15 protein-coding genes and 4 pseudogenes are annotated in these 15,501 nt (G+C 57.1%); 14 read left to right on the top strand and 5 right to left on the bottom strand.

The annotated features are described in order from the left end of the window. Positions 1-65 precede the first annotated feature (65 nt). The 5 genes and pseudogenes from AB8B75_RS00730 (at position 66) to AB8B75_RS00710 (ending at position 3,721) form a co-directional block, all read left to right on the top strand. Positions 66-1,167, top strand: a pseudogene (locus AB8B75_RS00730) (YfcC family protein). A 34-nt stretch (positions 1,168-1,201) separates the two neighbouring features. Then, positions 1,202-1,711, top strand: a complete 510-nt coding sequence (locus AB8B75_RS00725; protein WP_405359045.1) for an arginine deiminase family protein — start codon at positions 1,202-1,204, stop codon at positions 1,709-1,711. Then, a pseudogene (locus AB8B75_RS00720) lies at positions 1,606-2,423 on the top strand (arginine deiminase family protein). Before AB8B75_RS00725 ends, AB8B75_RS00720 begins: the two are co-directional and overlap by 106 nt. A gap of 4 nt (positions 2,424-2,427) precedes the next feature. Further along, positions 2,428-3,427 (top strand): annotated as a pseudogene (gene argF, locus AB8B75_RS00715) (ornithine carbamoyltransferase). Then, positions 3,428-3,721, top strand: coding sequence for a hypothetical protein (locus tag AB8B75_RS00710; protein WP_405359044.1), 294 nt, complete (start codon positions 3,428-3,430; stop codon positions 3,719-3,721). It abuts the pseudogene before it with no gap. On the opposite strand, the gene AB8B75_RS00705 is transcribed toward AB8B75_RS00710, so the two are convergent. After that, a complete protein-coding gene (locus tag AB8B75_RS00705) occupies positions 3,718-4,017 on the bottom strand; it encodes a chaperone modulator CbpM (protein WP_405359042.1) in 300 nt (99 codons plus the stop codon). The genes AB8B75_RS00710 and AB8B75_RS00705 overlap by 4 nt on opposite strands. A gap of 3 nt (positions 4,018-4,020) precedes the next feature. Then, entirely contained in the window at positions 4,021-4,947 is a 927-nt protein-coding gene (locus AB8B75_RS00700) for a DnaJ C-terminal domain-containing protein (RefSeq protein ID WP_405359041.1), read from the bottom strand. Between the two features lie 155 nt (positions 4,948-5,102). On the opposite strand from AB8B75_RS00700, the gene AB8B75_RS00695 reads away from it, so the two are divergent. The 4 genes and pseudogenes from AB8B75_RS00695 (at position 5,103) to AB8B75_RS00680 (ending at position 7,652) form a co-directional block, all read left to right on the top strand. After that, positions 5,103-5,948, top strand: coding sequence for a universal stress protein (locus AB8B75_RS00695; RefSeq protein ID WP_405359040.1), 846 nt, complete (start codon positions 5,103-5,105; stop codon positions 5,946-5,948). Positions 5,949-5,957: 9 nt separating this feature from the next. Then, a complete protein-coding gene (locus AB8B75_RS00690; protein WP_405359039.1) occupies positions 5,958-6,509 on the top strand; it encodes a ClbS/DfsB family four-helix bundle protein in 552 nt (183 codons plus the stop codon). Positions 6,510-6,692: 183 nt separating this feature from the next. Next, positions 6,693-7,055 (top strand): annotated as a pseudogene (locus AB8B75_RS00685) (DDE-type integrase/transposase/recombinase). 183 nt (positions 7,056-7,238) lie between these two features. Then, on the top strand, positions 7,239-7,652 hold the full coding sequence (locus AB8B75_RS00680; protein WP_405359038.1) for an STAS/SEC14 domain-containing protein: 414 nt from the start codon (positions 7,239-7,241) through the stop codon (positions 7,650-7,652). 127 nt (positions 7,653-7,779) lie between these two features. Here the strand turns inward: AB8B75_RS00680 and AB8B75_RS00675 are convergent, their stop codons facing one another. Further along, positions 7,780-8,055: a hypothetical protein gene (locus AB8B75_RS00675; RefSeq protein ID WP_405359037.1), complete on the bottom strand. Its 276-nt coding sequence runs from the start codon at positions 8,053-8,055 to the stop codon at positions 7,780-7,782. A 136-nt stretch (positions 8,056-8,191) separates the two neighbouring features. Between AB8B75_RS00675 and AB8B75_RS00670 the strand changes: the two genes are divergently transcribed. From AB8B75_RS00670 to AB8B75_RS00655, 4 genes are all read left to right on the top strand, one after another. Next, positions 8,192-8,614, top strand: coding sequence for a c-type cytochrome (locus AB8B75_RS00670; RefSeq protein WP_405359036.1), 423 nt, complete (start codon positions 8,192-8,194; stop codon positions 8,612-8,614). Positions 8,615-8,792: 178 nt separating this feature from the next. After that, entirely contained in the window at positions 8,793-9,788 is a 996-nt protein-coding gene (locus AB8B75_RS00665) for an HlyD family secretion protein (RefSeq protein ID WP_405359034.1), read from the top strand. Further along, positions 9,785-12,481, top strand: a complete 2,697-nt coding sequence (gene rbbA, locus AB8B75_RS00660; RefSeq protein WP_405359032.1) for a ribosome-associated ATPase/putative transporter RbbA — start codon at positions 9,785-9,787, stop codon at positions 12,479-12,481. Before AB8B75_RS00665 ends, rbbA begins: the two co-directional genes overlap by 4 nt. Continuing rightward, the gene (locus tag AB8B75_RS00655; protein WP_405359031.1) at positions 12,482-13,606 is read left to right on the top strand and encodes an ABC transporter permease; all 1,125 of its coding nucleotides are present in this window, start codon (positions 12,482-12,484) and stop codon (positions 13,604-13,606) included. 177 nt (positions 13,607-13,783) lie between these two features. Here AB8B75_RS00655 and AB8B75_RS00650 read toward each other — a convergent pair whose 3' ends face one another. Both AB8B75_RS00650 and AB8B75_RS00645 read right to left on the bottom strand, forming a co-directional pair. Further along, positions 13,784-14,023: a hypothetical protein gene (locus AB8B75_RS00650; RefSeq protein ID WP_405359030.1), complete on the bottom strand. Its 240-nt coding sequence runs from the start codon at positions 14,021-14,023 to the stop codon at positions 13,784-13,786. A gap of 129 nt (positions 14,024-14,152) precedes the next feature. Continuing rightward, entirely contained in the window at positions 14,153-14,404 is a 252-nt protein-coding gene (locus AB8B75_RS00645; protein ID WP_405359029.1) for a hypothetical protein, read from the bottom strand. A gap of 152 nt (positions 14,405-14,556) precedes the next feature. On the opposite strand from AB8B75_RS00645, the gene AB8B75_RS00640 reads away from it, so the two are divergent. Beyond that, positions 14,557-15,366, top strand: a complete 810-nt coding sequence (locus AB8B75_RS00640; protein WP_405359027.1) for a hypothetical protein — start codon at positions 14,557-14,559, stop codon at positions 15,364-15,366. The last annotated feature ends 135 nt before the right edge of the window (positions 15,367-15,501 follow it).

Below are 15,501 nucleotides of genomic sequence, written 5' to 3'. Positions count from 1 at the left end.
CCATCGCGGGGTTCTACGACCCCTCATCTTGCGCAGCGAACGCCATCGACGTCTCACTGTTCGTCTTGATCGTCGGTGGCTTCCTCGGCGTTGTTACCGCAACGGGTGCGATCAACACTGTTGTGGCACAGGCTATGCGCAAACTGGAAGGCCGTGAGAAATGGATGATCCCGATCACGATGGCGCTGTTTGCCGCAGAGGGTACAACATACGGCATGGCCGAAGAAACACTGGCGTTTTATGTTCTGCTGATCCCGATCATGATCGCAGCGGGCTATGACGCGCTGACAGGGGTTGCAATCATCATGCTGGGCGCAGGCGTCGGCGTGATCGGTTCAACTATCAATCCGTTCTCGGCTGCCATTGCGTCAAACACGGCGGGCATCGCTTTTACCGAAGGCATGGTGTTGCGCTTTATGATCCTTGGGCTGTCGTGGCTCGCGACAGTCGCTTTTCTGATGCGCTACGTTGAGCGAGTGCGGGTTGATCCTTCGCGCTCCCTTGTGGCGCATATGAAAGACAAGAACGAAGCGCACTTCCTGCAAAAGCACGCGCCCGTTGAAGGTAAAAAACTGACGGGAATACAAAGCGTGATCCTGATCCTCTTTGCGACAACCTTTGTCGTGATGGTTTGGGGCGTCTTCTCCCAAGGCTGGTGGATGGCAGAAGTATCCGCTTTGTTCCTCGCTACGGCCATCCTGATTGGGACATTAGGGTGGCTGGGCGAAAAGGCGTTCACCAATTCTTTTGTCGAAGGTGCGCGATCTATTGGGTGTGGCGCTGGTCATCGGGCTGGCACACGGCATCGTGATCATTAAGGATCAGGGGCAAATCACCGATACCTTTCTGCATACGTTCAAAGGCTGGATCACCGGCATGTCCGAGGTTGCGTTTATCAACGCGCTCTTTGGCATTGAGGCACTGATGAACTTCCTTGTCCCCTCCACCTCCGGCCTTGCAGTCTTATCGATGCCAATCATGGCGCCGTTGTCGGACTTCGCCGGTGCAAGCCGCGATCTGGCCGTGACCGCGTTTCAAACCGCCAACGGGATCACCAATCTGGTGGCACCCACCTACGCCGTCGTTGTCGGTGGTCTTGCCATCGGGCGCGTGCCCTACAACATCTGGCTCAGGTTCGTCTGGCCCTGTTGGTGGTGCTGTCGCTGATCTCTATGGCGCTGTTGAGCGCGGCGGTGGTGCTATGAGCGCACCATTGGGCGTCCACTCGGAAGTCTGGAAATTGAAAAACGTGATGGTCTCGCGCCCTGGCCTCGCGCATGAACGGCTGACCCCAAGCAACTGCAACGCGCTGCTGTTTGATGATGTGTTCTGGGTGGATGAGGCGCGCAAGGATCACAGCGCATTTTGTGACAAGATGCGCGATCGCGGTGTTGAATTGCTGGAACAGCATGATCTGTTGACAGAAATCCTTGATCAGCCCGAGGCCCGGACGTGGCTTTTGGACCGTAAGATTACAGAAGACCACATTGGCGTCGGCATGATGTCGGAACTACGTGAATGGCTGAACGAACTGCCTGCTGCAGCACTCACACGATTTCTTACCGGGGCATTACGGTCAGCGATCTCCCCTTTGCCCCGCACAGCATGTTCGGTCGATTCCTTGGCCCAGACGGCTTTGTCATGCTCCCCCTGCCGAACCTCATATTCACGCGGGACACATCCTGCTGGATCTACGGGGGCGTCACATTGAACCCGATGCATTGGCCCGCGCGCCAACAGGAAAAGCTCATCGCCGCCGCCATACACCGCTTCCATCCGCACTTTGCGGGCAAAGCAAAGGTCATCTGGGGCAATCCCGATCAAGACTTTGGTCCCGCCACACTTGAGGGCGGCGATGTTATGCCTATCGGGAATGGCTGCGTGCTGGTCGGCATGGGCGAACGGACAACGCCGGAGGCCGTGGGGAGCTGGCCGTTTCGTTGTTCGAGCAAGGCGTGGCGCAGCGCGTCATCGCATGTCAGATGCCAGCATCCCGGGCCGCTATGCATCTCGATACGGTATTGACGTTCTGTGACCGCGAAATTGTCACCGGCTTCACGCAGGTGGCGGACCAGATCAGATGCTTTTCGCTCTACCCAGATGAAAGACACGCGCTCAAGGTGGTCGAAGATCCCGGTCACATCTTTGATGTCATTTAGGAAGCCCTGCACATCGACAGTCTGCATATCATCGGCTCCGGCGGCGATCATTTCGAACAAGAGCGTGAGCAGTGGGACGATGGCAATAACGTAGTCGCCTTGGAGCCGGGCGTTGTCCTCGCCTATGACCGCAACGTCCACACCAACACGCTTCTACGTAAGGCAGGCATCGAAGTGATCGCCATCCGTGGTGCCGAATTGGGCCGCGGCCGTGGCGGTGGCCCCTGCATGACCTGTCTGATTTCACGTGATCCGGTGGAGTAACGCCATGTCCTTTAACTTCAAGAACCGTTCTTTCCTGTCACTGCGCGATTTCACCCCGCAGGAGATCAAATTCCTGCTGAAGCTCGCCGCTGATCTGAAGGCCGCGAAATACACAGACAACGAACAGCCAACCCTTACAGGTCGTGAAATTGCGTTGATCTTTGAAAAGAGCTCCACTCGCACGCGTGTCGGGTTTGAGGTCGCACCCATGACCAGGGCGCGCATGCCACCTATCTGGGACCGTCGGGCAGCCACATCGGCAAGAAGGAAAGCATCAAGGACACAGCGCGTGTGCTGGGCCGGGTGTACGACGCCATTGAATACCGTGGGTTTGATCAGGACATCGTGGAAACGCTGGCCGATTGGTCCGGTGTCCCTGTCTATTATGGGCTGACGGACGCATTTCATCCCACCCAAATTCTCGCCGATGTGCTGACCATGACAGAGCATGTGGACAAACCACAGGGTCAAATCGCGTTCTGCTTTATGGGGGATGTGGGTAACAACATAGGCGACAGTCTGCTGATCGGGGCAGCCAGGCTGGGCATGGATGTGCGACTGTGTGGGCCAAAGTCGCTTTGGCCGCAAAAAGCCATCGTGAACGGAGCCTTGGGTGAGGCCAAGCAAACCGGTGCGCGGTTCCTTTTGACCGAAAATGTACAACAAGGGGTGAGCGAAAGCGACTTTATCTACACCGACGTCTGGGTCTCGTTGGGAGAGCCCGAGGATGTTTGGGCCGAGCGGATCAAGCTGTTGATGCCCTATCAGGTGAACGCCGATGTTATGGCGATAACCGGCAATCCGCACACCAAATTCATGCATTGTCTGCCCGCGTTTAACAACACCGAAACTGAAGTGGGTCAGCACATCCGCGATACCTTTGGTCTAGACGCCATGGAGGTGGCTGAAGAGGTATTCGAAAGCCCCGCTTCTATCGTTTTGATCAGGCCGAAAACCGCATGCACACCATCAAGGCCGTTCTGGTCGCAACTCTGGGTTCCTGAATGAGAATTGTTGTTGCTTTGGGCGGGAACGCGCTTTCAAAACGCGGTGAAACGCTGACCGACGTGGCGGGTGTGTTCACGGATTGGGGCGGACCAGATGAAGCGATGTTGCATGCCACCACACCGCTGGAATTGGGCTCCATGTCCTTTCCAGCAGGATCCATGGGCCCCAAGGTCGATGCCGCCTGCGACTTTGCGCGCGCGACCGGGGGCTTTGCCGCCATCGGGCGGTTGGAGGATTGCATGGCGCTGGTTCAGGGCACCAAAGGCACCCGGATCAGTGTAGAGACTTAAAGTGCCTCATATTGCGCCAACCGTCGCAATACGGCATCACGTTCATCGAGAAGATCCAAGACCAAAGCGACACCTGCTGTGTTCACGCCCAGGTCCCGGTTAAGTCGCCGCGCTTTTTTCGCGCGCCGGATGCTGGTGCCCACAAAGCGCCAGTTGCTGCTGGTGCCGCCAATGGGATCGAGCACACCGTGTTCAACCAACTCAATGACCCAGGCTTCATCCGCATGGCAAAACCGACAAAGATCTTCGAGCGTGAGCATATCGACAACTTCACTGCGAAGGGTTGTCTTTTTCATGATCTAACCTCCTAGATTGGCGCGCGGATCAAAGGGCATCTCCTGTGCCATCTTCTCAAAAAACGCGCGGGCCTCGGCTGTGTCAGCCTTTGGATTGACGATTTTCAACGTTGCGTAAATGTCGCCACTGGGATGCCCTGGTAACCCCTTGCCCTTGAGCCGCAGCTTCTGACCAGCACGCGCATTCTTGTGGATACGCAGCTCAACTTTGCCCTCAGGCGTGGGCATCGTCACATGCCCACCAAGGGCCGCTTCCCATGGTGCGATTGGCAGATCAAGGTAAAGGTCCTTGCCATCAGGGCGATAGATGGGATGCGGGGCGAAGGACACTTCAAGAAAAAGATCGCCGGCAGCGCCCGAGCCGGGTGCGCCCTGGCCTGCAAGCCGGATGTGCTGGCCCTCGGTCACACCACTGGGCACGTTCACCGCTATCGAACGTTCCTCTAGCGTCATATTGCCATCGGGTCCTAGGACCGGCGATCTGAGGCTCAGGGTGCGTTTGGCACCCTTGAAGGCTTCCTCTACTGTGATTTCGATCCGGCCATGGCTGTCGGCACCAAATCCGGCACCCCTACCACCCGTCGGGCCAGCGCCACGTCGAAAGAGCGTCTCAAAGAAGTCGCTGAACGCCTCACCCTGCTGCGGACCGCCTTGGGAAAATGAGAAACCACCGTCCCAATCTGGGGGCGGCTGATAAGGCCCCTGGCTGCGTGGCGGCTCTTGACCCAACTGATCATAGGCGGCCCGGCGCTCAGGGTCTTTCAGCACCTCATAGGCCTCATTCACGTCCTTGAACTTTGCCTCGGCTTCGGCACTTGAATTGATGTCCGGATGATACTTGCGCGCCGCCTTGCGGAAAGCCTTCTTGACTTCGTCAGCACCCGAATCCCGCGCGACGCCCAACACCTTGTAGTAATCCTTGAATTCCATTTGATTGCCGTTCGCATGCTTTCATCTGACAGCATCTTGCCATCCATAAGGCCTCACTGATTTGATCTTTGTCAGTCGGACGAACCGACGATGTGACAACTTGCTCGCAACTGATCCGGCCAATCGGCTGGAGACTTTATGAGAGGAAGACTGCAATGCACCGCCGCACGATACTTTTTGTCCTGAACTCAGATACACCAGACGCGCAGATTACGCAGGCCGCTGAAGGCGCAGCGCAGGGCTCCACGCACCTCATTTGCCTTTTGCTAGGGCAGGCCCCTGCGTTGCCAATGTATGCCTACGGCGTGCCACCCTATGGCGGAATGAACATCCCCGACAACTGGAGTGAAACGGTCGAGGTGGCCCAGCAAGAATACAAGGAACGCGTTGACGCGATTGAGGCTTTGCTCGCGAAGTGTGGTGCTTCTGGCGACGTTCACCCTGCGCTCTGTGCGACTCAGGATATCAAACACCACGTTTCCCGGCTTGCCCGCGTGAGTGACGAAGCATTTTTTGCACCCAATCTGCACGACACACCTGATGTCCAGCGCGAGGCCGCTTCGGGAGTTTTGTTCCACTCCCCCATCGGTTTGCGCCTGAATGGGTCGGTTGAGCAGAACGCAGGCCGTGTGTTTGTGGCTTGGAACAGCAGCGAAGCAGCGTCGGCAGCCATACATGCAGCACTGCCGTACCTGAAAGAGGCAAGCGAAGTCGTTATTGCCTGCTTTGATCCGGTTATGACAGCGTCGGGGGATGGTCAGGACCCCGGCGTAGACGTGGCCAAATGGCTCAGCCATCATGGGTGCAACGTCACAGTGTCTCAATTTCCCAGCGGTGGCCGCGAAGTTGGTCAAGCTATTCAGGATCGCGCCACAGAGTTCGGAGCCGATCTGGTGGTCATGGGCGCATATGGCCATGCGCGGATGATCCAGACGGTTCTGGGGGGCACCACCCGGACCATGATGGAACAGAATGACCTGCCACTGCTGTTGGCGCACTAGGGAACGGCAATGGCCTGCAACAACAAAGCCGAGTTGATCACCTTAACGGAAAGGGAATACGCCAAACTCCAAAAGCTGTTGGCGCCGCTGGATCAAGCTGCGGCATCTTTGGGCGAGGACGGTGTGTCGATCAAAGATGTGATCGGCCATCGCGCCCATTGGATTGATCTGTTTCTGGGGTGGTACAAGAACGGCAAGGCGGGGAAAGAGGTGTTCTTTCCGGCCGAAGGCTACAAGTGGAATGACCTGAAACGCTACAACGCCGATCTGCGAATGAAGCAGTCGGATCTTAGTTGGGCAGCGGTTAACGCGTTGCTGCAAAGCCGCCATGACAAGCTTGTTCAGTTTTTGTCTGAACACTCGGACGCAGATCTATTTGGTGACCCGATGCAGGGAGCCAACAACAATTGGACGCCCGGCAGATGGGCCGAAGCGGCAGGGGCCAGCCACTACCGTTCAGCTGCAAAGTTCATCCGCAAGGTCCTGCGCAGCCAAGGCTCAGGCTTCTTCAACTTGGCATGTAACGGCACCAAACGCTGCAACCGGCTCTGTTGCGTTTAGCCGTTGGTGGCCTGGTATTGTGTGTAATTGATTTGCAGGATTCCGCCGTGTCCCGTCGAGATCCGTTCAAGCAGCACCGATTTCCTAAAGATGTGATCTTGTTGGCCGTACGCTGGTACTGCAGATATCCGCTTTCGTATCGAGATGTGCGTGATCTTCTAGCGGAGCGAGCCATCTCGGTTGATGCGGCCACTATCTATCGATGGGTTCAGAAGTTTGGCCCAGAAATTCGGAAACGGGCTTGTGGCCAGCAACGCTCCTGGCGCGAGCTCCAATGGCATGTCCTCTCTCGGGCATTGCTGTGCAATACCCTGTCGAGCAAGGGATGAAACCTACGTCCGAGAAAACGGACGCTGGGGCTACCTTTGGCGTGCTGTCGATCAAAGCGGGTAACCTATCGATTTCCGGCTCATGGCACGGCGAAACGCCAATGCGGCAAGGGTATTTATGCGTCAAGCAAGCGACACAGTTGGGTGCTATCAGCCGATGACGATTGTTAGCGACAAAGGCCACAGCTATGCCACGCTGATCGAGGCAGCAGTATAATTTAGCGACCCACTCGGATCTGTTGCGAACTTTATACCTTAATGCAACAGAGCCCTTGCGACGATCACGCGTTAAAAATTGCTCGACAGCTATGTTCATTCGACCGCAGGCGGTTGATTTACGTCAATACCTACAGGTTTCATATCGGACACAGTTACAGCAACACTACTGTGGGAGCTAAAGATGCTAACCATTACAAAACCATCAGCAAATCGTCTGGATCTTGAATTGTCCGGAACGCTTAATGCAGATCAGATGCGCAGGGCGCTGGATAGCCTGATTGAGCAGTCGCAAGACATCACGCAAGGCAAAATGCTTTACAAAGTTCTGAATTTCGACATGCCAACAATGGGCGCGCTGGCGGTCGAGTTTCAGCATTTACCGAAACTGATGAGCTTGGTCGGCAAATTTGACAAATGCGCGGTGCTGTCTGATGCGGCGTGGATCCGCACGGCTGCGGAAATCGAAGGCGCCGTCATCCCGTCACTGGACATTAAAGGCTTTCCGGCCGCTTCTGCCAAAGCGGCAGAGGCGTGGCTCGAAGACGCTGCAGCAGATGACGTCGATGATGCAGAGAATGACAACTTTCCGGTCTGAAAAGGAACCGGTCGCACGGCAGGGATTTAGCAACTGTGTGCATCATTGAATGCTGAGGCCGTGGGCTGCGCAGGACGCAAAATCCTGGCAAGTAAAATGCACCAGCAAACCCAAACGGTCCAAAAAATCATGCCACACCGCGCGCAGCTTCGGGGTGTTCGGCGATGAAACCGCGCAACACGGCAAACAATTCATGTGCATGTTGCGCGTTTCCACTATGCAAAGCCACGCGAATATCATCGCAAATTATGCCGTTTACCCTTTGCGGGCCATGATGCGCGTGCATCAGGTATTCGCCCATCAGGGCCGCATCATACGCCGTGATATTTTCGTGTTCTGCCAATGCGTCGATTTCATCGTGGGACAATGCCGACATGTCTTCCAAATCTTCCAGAGAGATCATCTGCCCGTTCCTCCTGCTTGAAAACTCGTCACCAAAGTATCAATCGGCGCTTGTGGTCGATTGATCGATATCAAGCAGGCGCGCAAACCGACGTGGCATCATGCCTGCATTCCTGATTCCGACTGAGGAGACACAAATGCGCTTTGTAACATTGCCCGGTATGGTTTGCGCGCTCGCGTTTGGGACACTGGCCGCCTGCACTGAACCAACCGGCCCTGCGCAAACTATGCCAACAACAGCTGACGGCGCTGTGTTTTTTGCGGAAAATTGTGCGTCATGTCATGGCGCAGACGGCAGTGGAGGAAACGCCAAAGGTCTGGCAAATACTCCGCCTGATCTGACCATGTTGAGCGATAGAAACGGAGGTACTTTCCCTGCTGCTCGCGCGCTGAGTTATATCTACGGGGATCTTCAAACAAGTCATCTTGCCCGTGTTATGCCGGAGTTTGGGGCGGAAATGACTGAAGACCTTGTGCCGGTTGAAATAGACGGTGTGTTGACACCAACGCCCAGAGAACTCGCCGGATTGCTCGCTTTTCTTGAGAATATCCAGAGATGATCTTCGTGTTCAAAATACACCATAATCTAGCTCAGGGTAGTTCATGGCGCATGCTGCTCGACGCCACGACAACAAAACCTTCTTTGAACAGCCTTCGGCACAGACAATCCTTTCACCGCAAGGCAGGGGCGCTGCGTTTTAGCGCGCAAAAGTTTTATCAAACAACGGGCGACCCCTTATGAAAAACCGAAAACGCACAATCATCATCGTGGCCGTGGTCTTGCTTGCCGGTGTCGTCGGTTACCTGACGTCATTTGACACACAGGACGCTTTGCCGCCTGGATTTGTTCAGGGGAACGGCCGGATTGAAGCAGAGCAGGTTGAAATCGCGCCAACACTTGCGGGGCGCGTAGAAAAGGTCATGGCAAGCGAAGGTAGTCTGATCGCAACGGGCGATACCCTCGTGAAGATGGACACAGATGAGCTGTCTGCCGCGCTTGACCGGGCCAAGGCCGAGGTTGCGCTGGCCCGTCAGATCAAGTCAGAAGCCGAAGCAGTCGTCATCCAGCGTCACAGTGAACTGCGTCGTGCCGCCCATGAGCTTGAACGCGCCACAGCATTGTTGACGGGCGAGAACATCTCAGAGTCCGTATTTGAGCAACGCGAGACCGCATTTCAGGTCGCTGAAGCAGTGCTTGGGGCGGCCAAAGCACGTGTTGCCACCGCCGACAGCCAGATCGCCGCAGCCCAGGCGGAAGAACGCAGGATAGTGGCACAGATTGACGACAGTACGCTCATCGCACCGATGGCGGGGCGCGTGCTTTACCGGCTTGCGGAACCGGGCGAAGTCGTGCCCGCCGGGGGGGCGATCCTTACGCTGCTGAGCCTTCAGAACGTCTATATGGAGGTGTTTCTGCCCGCGGGCGAAGCCGGTCTGCTGCCCATCGGAGCCGAAGCGCGCATCGTCCTTGATGCACTGCCGGACTATGCGATCCCGGCGATTGTTTCGTTTGTCTCGCCAGAAGCACAGTTCACACCCAAGCAGGTCGAGACACTTAACGAACGCGAACAACTCGTCTTCCGCGTGCGTGTGCGCATCCCCGGTGATCTGATCGAAGAAAGGATTGAGCATGTGAAAACTGGCCTGCGCGGGGTCGCGGTGATCCGCCTCAGTCCGGACATGACTTGGCCCGCCGCGCTTGAAAGACGCATCCCGCCCGAGCTGTTCGAATGACGGCGGAGGTCAGCACCACAGGCATTCATGTGGGCGGCGTTACCCACCGGTACCGCAAGCATACAGCGTTGGACGGGGTGTCTTTGGAATTACCCGCCGGGTGCCTCATCGGGCTGATCGGACCGGATGGTGTCGGCAAATCGACGCTGCTGGGCTTGATCACAGGTGCGAAAAAGTTGCAATCGGGACGCATCGATGTGCTTGGCGGCCCAATCGATGACACCGCACACCGGCGGTGCGTGTGCCCCGCGATTGCCTTCATGCCCCAAGGGCTGGGCCGGAATCTCTATGCAGAACTGTCGGTGCGCGAAAATCTTGAATTCTTCTCGCGCCTTTTTGGGCAAGGGCCGCACGAACGTGACATCCGGATCGACGCGCTTTTGTCGGCCACGGGGCTCGCGCCTTTTGCCGACCGGCTGATGGGTAAACTCTCCGGCGGCATGAAACAAAAGCTGGGGCTGTGTTGTGCGTTGATCCATGACCCGAAACTGCTGGTGCTGGACGAGCCGACAACTGGTGTTGACCCGCTTTCGCGCCGTCAATTCTGGGCGCTGATCGATGCGATCCGCCAACAGACGCCCGACCTTTCTGTACTTGTCTCAACCGCCTACATGGAAGAAGCGCAAAGCTTTGACTGGATCGTTGCGATGGATGCGGGGACTGTGCTTTTCCAAGGGTCACCTGCCGAGCTGAAGGGCAAAAACACTGATCTTGAGACCGCGTATCGCAATCTACAGACGCGGGATGATCGGCAAATCACCTCGGTGGAAGTGTCCAGGCACGCAGTCAAATTGGACCCTGTGATCACTGCCCGGGGGCTGACGCGGCGCTTTGGTGACTTCACCGCAGTGGACAGCGTCGATTTCTCGATCAACCGAGGCGAGATCTTTGGCTTTCTGGGGTCAAACGGCTGTGGCAAATCGACCACAATGAAAATGATGACCGGGTTGTTGCCCGTCAGTGCGGGCGAGGCCTTACTCTTTGGCAGACCGGTTGATGCGCGCAACCTCGAGACCCGGCGCGATATTGGGTATATGAGTCAGGCGTTTTCGCTATACGGCGAACTGACGGTGCGGCAGAACCTCAGGCTACATGCGCGCATATTCGATATTGAGGACCAACAAGACCGGATCGATGCGCTCACAGACCGTTTCGATCTGACCGCACATGCGGACACGCTGGCCGCGACGCTGCCGCTGGGCATCAAACAGCGCTTGTCCCTAGCTGTTGCTGTGATCCATCGTCCCCGCGTGCTCATCTTGGATGAACCCACGTCCGGGGTGGATCCGGCTGCGCGCGATGTGTTCTGGTCTTTGCTAATCGAGCTTTCACGCGATGAAGGCGTGACGATCTTCGTCTCCACACACTTCATGGCAGAGGCAGAACGATGCGACCGGGTGTCTTTCATGCATGCGGGCCGCGTGCTGGCCGAAGGGACGCCCGGCGCATTGATGGAGACCCACCGGGCGGAAAACCTAGAGGACGCTTTCATCGCTGTGTTGGAAGCGGCTGAGCGCCCACCCGAGGTCGTGGCACCCGATATCACGGTAGACGCGACAGATCCGCAATACGGGCGCAGCCTGGGCCGTGCCCTTGCCTATGCCCGCCGTGAGGCGGTTGAGGTCTTGCGCGACCGGGTGCGCCTCGCCTTTGCCTTTCTAGGATCCGCCATCCTGATGCTGGTTTTCTGTTATGGCATTACCCTGGACATCAACGAGCTCGACTACGCCGTGCTTGATCTGTCACAAAGCCCCGAAAGCCGGGCCTATATCGCCGAGATTGATGGATCGCGTTACTTCAGCCCGACGCCACCGCTCGCCACGGCTGCCGAAGGACGTCAGCGGTTGACCTCGGGCGATGTCTCGCTGGTCGTGGAGCTACCGCCGGACTTCGGGCGCAAACTGCGCGCCGGAGAAGCCACCGAGGTCCTCGCCACCGTGGATGGTGCGATCCCCTTCAAGGGCGAGACAGTCGAAGGATATGTCGCCGGGCTGCACCAGAGCTTTATGCAAACGCAGGCGCGAGAAAACGGTGCCAGCCAGTTTGAAATCGCCCGCATCGAGCCACGGTTCCGGTACAATCAGAGCTTCGAGAGCATCGCTGCGATGGCGCCGGCGATGCCCGCGATTCTGCTGATCATGTTGCCGGCCGTTCTAACGGCTGTGAGTATCGCGCGGGAACGTGAACTGGGGTCGGTCACGAATTTCTACGTCACACCAACAACACGACTTGAGTTCCTGATGGGCAAGCAAATGCCCTATATCGTCATTGGTTATGCCAACTTTCTGTTGCTGGCCGGAATGACGGTGTTTCTCTTTGGTGTCCCGCTCAAGGGCAACCCGTTGCCATTGGCCATTGGCGGGTTTCTCTATATCTGGGCCACCACGTCCTATGGCCTGCTGATTGCGACCATGACGTCAAGTCAGGTGGCCGCAACCTTTGCTACGGCCATCGCCTCTGTTGTGCCAACGATCCAGTTTTCCGGCTTGCTGCAACCTGTGTCCACGCTTGAGGGCGGTGCGCAGATGATCGGCTCGCTTTGGCCATCGTCCTATTTCCTGCACCTCAGCGTCGGTTCTTTCACCAAAGGGCTGAGTTGGGACGCCCTCGCGCCTGACATCGTCGCACTGGCCTGCTTTGGGCCCGCGTTCACCGCACTTGCGGGCTTGTCGCTTCGCGCGCAGGAGAAATAGATGAAACGGCTCCACTGCATTTTCTGGCTTGGGCTGAAAGAGATGATGAGCCTGCGCCGCGACTGGGTAATGATGGCGCTGCTGGTCTGGTCCTTCACTCTGGCCCCTGTGATGGAGGCAACCGGCGTTGCAACATCCGTGAACAACGCGTCCATTGCCTTTGCCGATGAGGACAACTCGCCGCTGTCGCGCGCCCTTGCGGCGGCCTTCTTTCCGCCAGAGTTTCAGCCCGTTGTCCAAATCGCGCCGGGGTCCGGGGCGGACCGGATGGATGCGGGTGACTTTCTTTTCATTATAGCCGTACCGCCGGGATTTGAAAAAGACATCCGCGCCGGTCGTGCGCCCGAAATCCAGGTATTGATCGATGCGACCGCGATGGAACAGGCCGGGATCGGTGCAAATTACATCACCAATATTCTGGGCTCCGAGATCCGTCGCTTTGCTATCGGTGCGGACCTCTTCGACCCGCCACTGGTCGATATCATCCTGCGGAGCGCCTTCAATCCGAACCGCGACACCGTGCGTTTCGCCGGGATCGTGGCCCTGATCGGCCAGATCATGTGGCTAACCACCATCCTGACCGGTGCAGCCATGATCCGGGAGCGCGAGCACGGCACAATCGAACACCTGCTCGCCATGCCGCTTGCGCCTTTTGACATTGCCATGGCCAAGATCTGGGCGAATGCTGCGGTTGTCCTTGTGGCGTCCGGGCTGTCACTGGTGTTTGTCATGCAGGGCACGCTTGGGATCAGCATTGCCGGGTCTAAAATGCTCTTTCTCGTCGCCACCGGGCTTTTCCTTTTTACGGCCACGGCCTTGGGTGTATTTCTCGCGACCATCGCTCGGTCTATGGCGCAGTTTGCGCTTCTGGTGATGCTGACAATTCTGCCAATGCTGATGCTGTCAGGGGGCGAAACACCGGTCGAGAGCCAACCTGCGTGGCTGCAAGCCGGAACACTGTTCCTGCCCTCCCGCCACTATATGTCGGCCAGCCAGGCCATTGCCTTCAAAGGTGCGGGGATCGATACGGTCTGGTTGGAGTTCATGTGGATGGCGCTGCTTGGCACCGTGCTGCTGACCATCAGCCTCTTGCTTTTCCGACAATCAGTGGCGCAGGACGGCTAGACACTGCTCAATGGATTTATATGGCGACGCACCTTTGTACACCTGCCTCTCACCGGGTCTTTCGCTCTGGCTCTAGGTTTTGGCTGCAAATAAACAGTCTGTGTCGAAAGAGTTCGACCTAGACACGGTGGATTTCTCGAGATGGTGACGGCCCTCCCGAACGCGCTGCCTGATCCCTCAGGCCTTATGCAAAAACGGCTCCATATCCAGTCGATAGTCCTCACCCATACGGAACAGGGTGTCGTTGGGCACCTCATACCAGTCCTCGCCATGGGTGATCAGTTCAGAGGCAATTTCAATCGCCGGACAGGCGCGCCGCGGGTCATCATGGACATGGGGCCGCCCGCAAATTGGGCACTCAAATATATGATCTCGTGGCAAATGGAAAAGGGATCGGTTCAGACGCGACCCCACCATGTTATCCCCGTCTGTCAGAATGACATTCAGGCCGACACGGGCCTACCTCTACGCACCATCGGACAACCTGAGTCAGGCCCGCGCGCACCGCCGCCATCAAACCCCGTTCAGGGTGGCGCAGGTGCAGGCTCAACGAATAGCGGAAAACATGTTCGCTGTCTGTCGTCCCGCTAATGTCGGACCGGTGAACCTGTTCCATGTGCTCACGCAGATGGGGCCTGATCTGATCGAAATTGGGGATCGTGCCGCCTTGGTGAAATGTTCACCATGAAAAGCGGCCCAGACCTGTTTTTCCACAAGCAGCAACCCATCGGCATAGTCCGCCACGCCCCAGCCATGACCATGCGCATGCAAGTCACCTATGCTCTGCGCTTTGACCATGCTGCATTCTATCTTTGTCGGTTCGTTCGCTTTCATGGCATATAGGCGACACATCGGCGGGCTCCGTTTCTGATGGGCAGATATTTACAGGCCAACACCGTGCGGACTGATTTTCGTCAACTCAACGGCGTGCAAAATGATATGGTTCTGGCATGTCTGGACCGCCTCCAAAAACACCTGAGCGCCTTTCGAAGGTTGCGGCCAAGTTGTTGCGGCACGAACCTGCTTTTCTGACATCGCGAGATTCCGCGTGCCATGTGGCGCAAGGCATTGGCGCTGGACCCACGTTGCTCACTGGTGACCAGGCAGAGATCAGCCTGATGGCCACCGCGCCACAGACGCATCTTGATTACCACATTGCGCTGATCGCGCGGCCCCGCGACCATGTTGTCATTCGGTCCCGGGACCGGGCGTTCAAAGACTGCCTGAATACTTATTTGGGGGAGCACGATGTCACGTTTCGTCAGGTCGCCGCATCCGGTATCACCCCTGTTGCGATACACCTCAGAACATTTGAAATATGGCGCAGAAAACTGGCAGCTCTTGCGGCGCAGAACGGCGGGCTCATGGTCAAAGCCTTCCTAACAACCGGACATATCTGGCATCTCGCGCGGATCGCCGGCGAAGTTTCTGGGCGCGTGATACATGTGTGCGGGCCCTCACCGCGTGTTGCCAAGCGCGCGAATGACAAACTGCGGTTCGCCAACTTGTTCACACAGTCATCGGCCAGGGTGCCACACCACCCACCCTCGCCGCATACGGCCCTGCGGCGGCGGCGCTTGTCAGGCATATCAACAAAAGCGCGGATCAGGCTCTTGTCAAAGGGCCCGATAGCGCGGGATCGGCGGACAACCTACGGCTTGCGGGTTCCAGCCTGCACGATCAGTCACTGTCTCAGATCAGGCACATGCTGGTGCAACGCCTGCACGCCACCGGTTGCCATGACATCTATCCGGCGGTAGTGTCGCAAACTTTTGTAAGATGGTTGCGTTTTGTAGCGGTTCGGTTCAGTTGATGCGCTTGCCAAAACCGATATCAGGATTGAGACGTTGATCAGTTTCAAAGGCGCGCATTATCCGAAGTCAGTGATCCTTTAC

Source organism: Roseobacter sp. (assembly GCF_045106495.1).
In the GTDB taxonomy this organism is placed as follows: Bacteria; Pseudomonadota; Alphaproteobacteria; order Rhodobacterales; family Rhodobacteraceae; genus Roseobacter.
This window is presented reverse-complemented; position numbering and strand designations above follow the sequence as displayed.

Excerpts from the sequence above, each read along its gene's own strand:
- AB8B75_RS00680 (WP_405359038.1), top strand. The coding sequence starts at position 7,239 with ATGCTAACCATTACAAAACCATCAGCAAATCGTCTGGATCTTGAATTG.
- AB8B75_RS00725 (WP_405359045.1), top strand. The coding sequence starts at position 1,202 with ATGAGCGCACCATTGGGCGTCCACTCGGAAGTCTGGAAATTGAAAAAC.
- AB8B75_RS00695 (WP_405359040.1), top strand. The coding sequence starts at position 5,103 with ATGCACCGCCGCACGATACTTTTTGTCCTGAACTCAGATACACCAGAC.
- AB8B75_RS00645 (WP_405359029.1), bottom strand. The coding sequence starts at position 14,404 with ATGGTCAAAGCGCAGAGCATAGGTGACTTGCATGCGCATGGTCATGGC.
- AB8B75_RS00650 (WP_405359030.1), bottom strand. The coding sequence starts at position 14,023 with ATGGTGGGGTCGCGTCTGAACCGATCCCTTTTCCATTTGCCACGAGAT.
- AB8B75_RS00665 (WP_405359034.1), top strand. The coding sequence starts at position 8,793 with ATGAAAAACCGAAAACGCACAATCATCATCGTGGCCGTGGTCTTGCTT.
- AB8B75_RS00655 (WP_405359031.1), top strand. The coding sequence starts at position 12,482 with ATGAAACGGCTCCACTGCATTTTCTGGCTTGGGCTGAAAGAGATGATG.
- AB8B75_RS00705 (WP_405359042.1), bottom strand. The coding sequence starts at position 4,017 with ATGAAAAAGACAACCCTTCGCAGTGAAGTTGTCGATATGCTCACGCTC.
- AB8B75_RS00690 (WP_405359039.1), top strand. The coding sequence starts at position 5,958 with ATGGCCTGCAACAACAAAGCCGAGTTGATCACCTTAACGGAAAGGGAA.
- AB8B75_RS00640 (WP_405359027.1), top strand. The coding sequence starts at position 14,557 with ATGTCTGGACCGCCTCCAAAAACACCTGAGCGCCTTTCGAAGGTTGCG.
- AB8B75_RS00675 (WP_405359037.1), bottom strand. The coding sequence starts at position 8,055 with ATGATCTCTCTGGAAGATTTGGAAGACATGTCGGCATTGTCCCACGAT.
- AB8B75_RS00710 (WP_405359044.1), top strand. The coding sequence starts at position 3,428 with ATGAGAATTGTTGTTGCTTTGGGCGGGAACGCGCTTTCAAAACGCGGT.
- rbbA (WP_405359032.1), top strand. The coding sequence starts at position 9,785 with ATGACGGCGGAGGTCAGCACCACAGGCATTCATGTGGGCGGCGTTACC.
- AB8B75_RS00670 (WP_405359036.1), top strand. The coding sequence starts at position 8,192 with ATGCGCTTTGTAACATTGCCCGGTATGGTTTGCGCGCTCGCGTTTGGG.
- AB8B75_RS00700 (WP_405359041.1), bottom strand. The coding sequence starts at position 4,947 with ATGGAATTCAAGGATTACTACAAGGTGTTGGGCGTCGCGCGGGATTCG.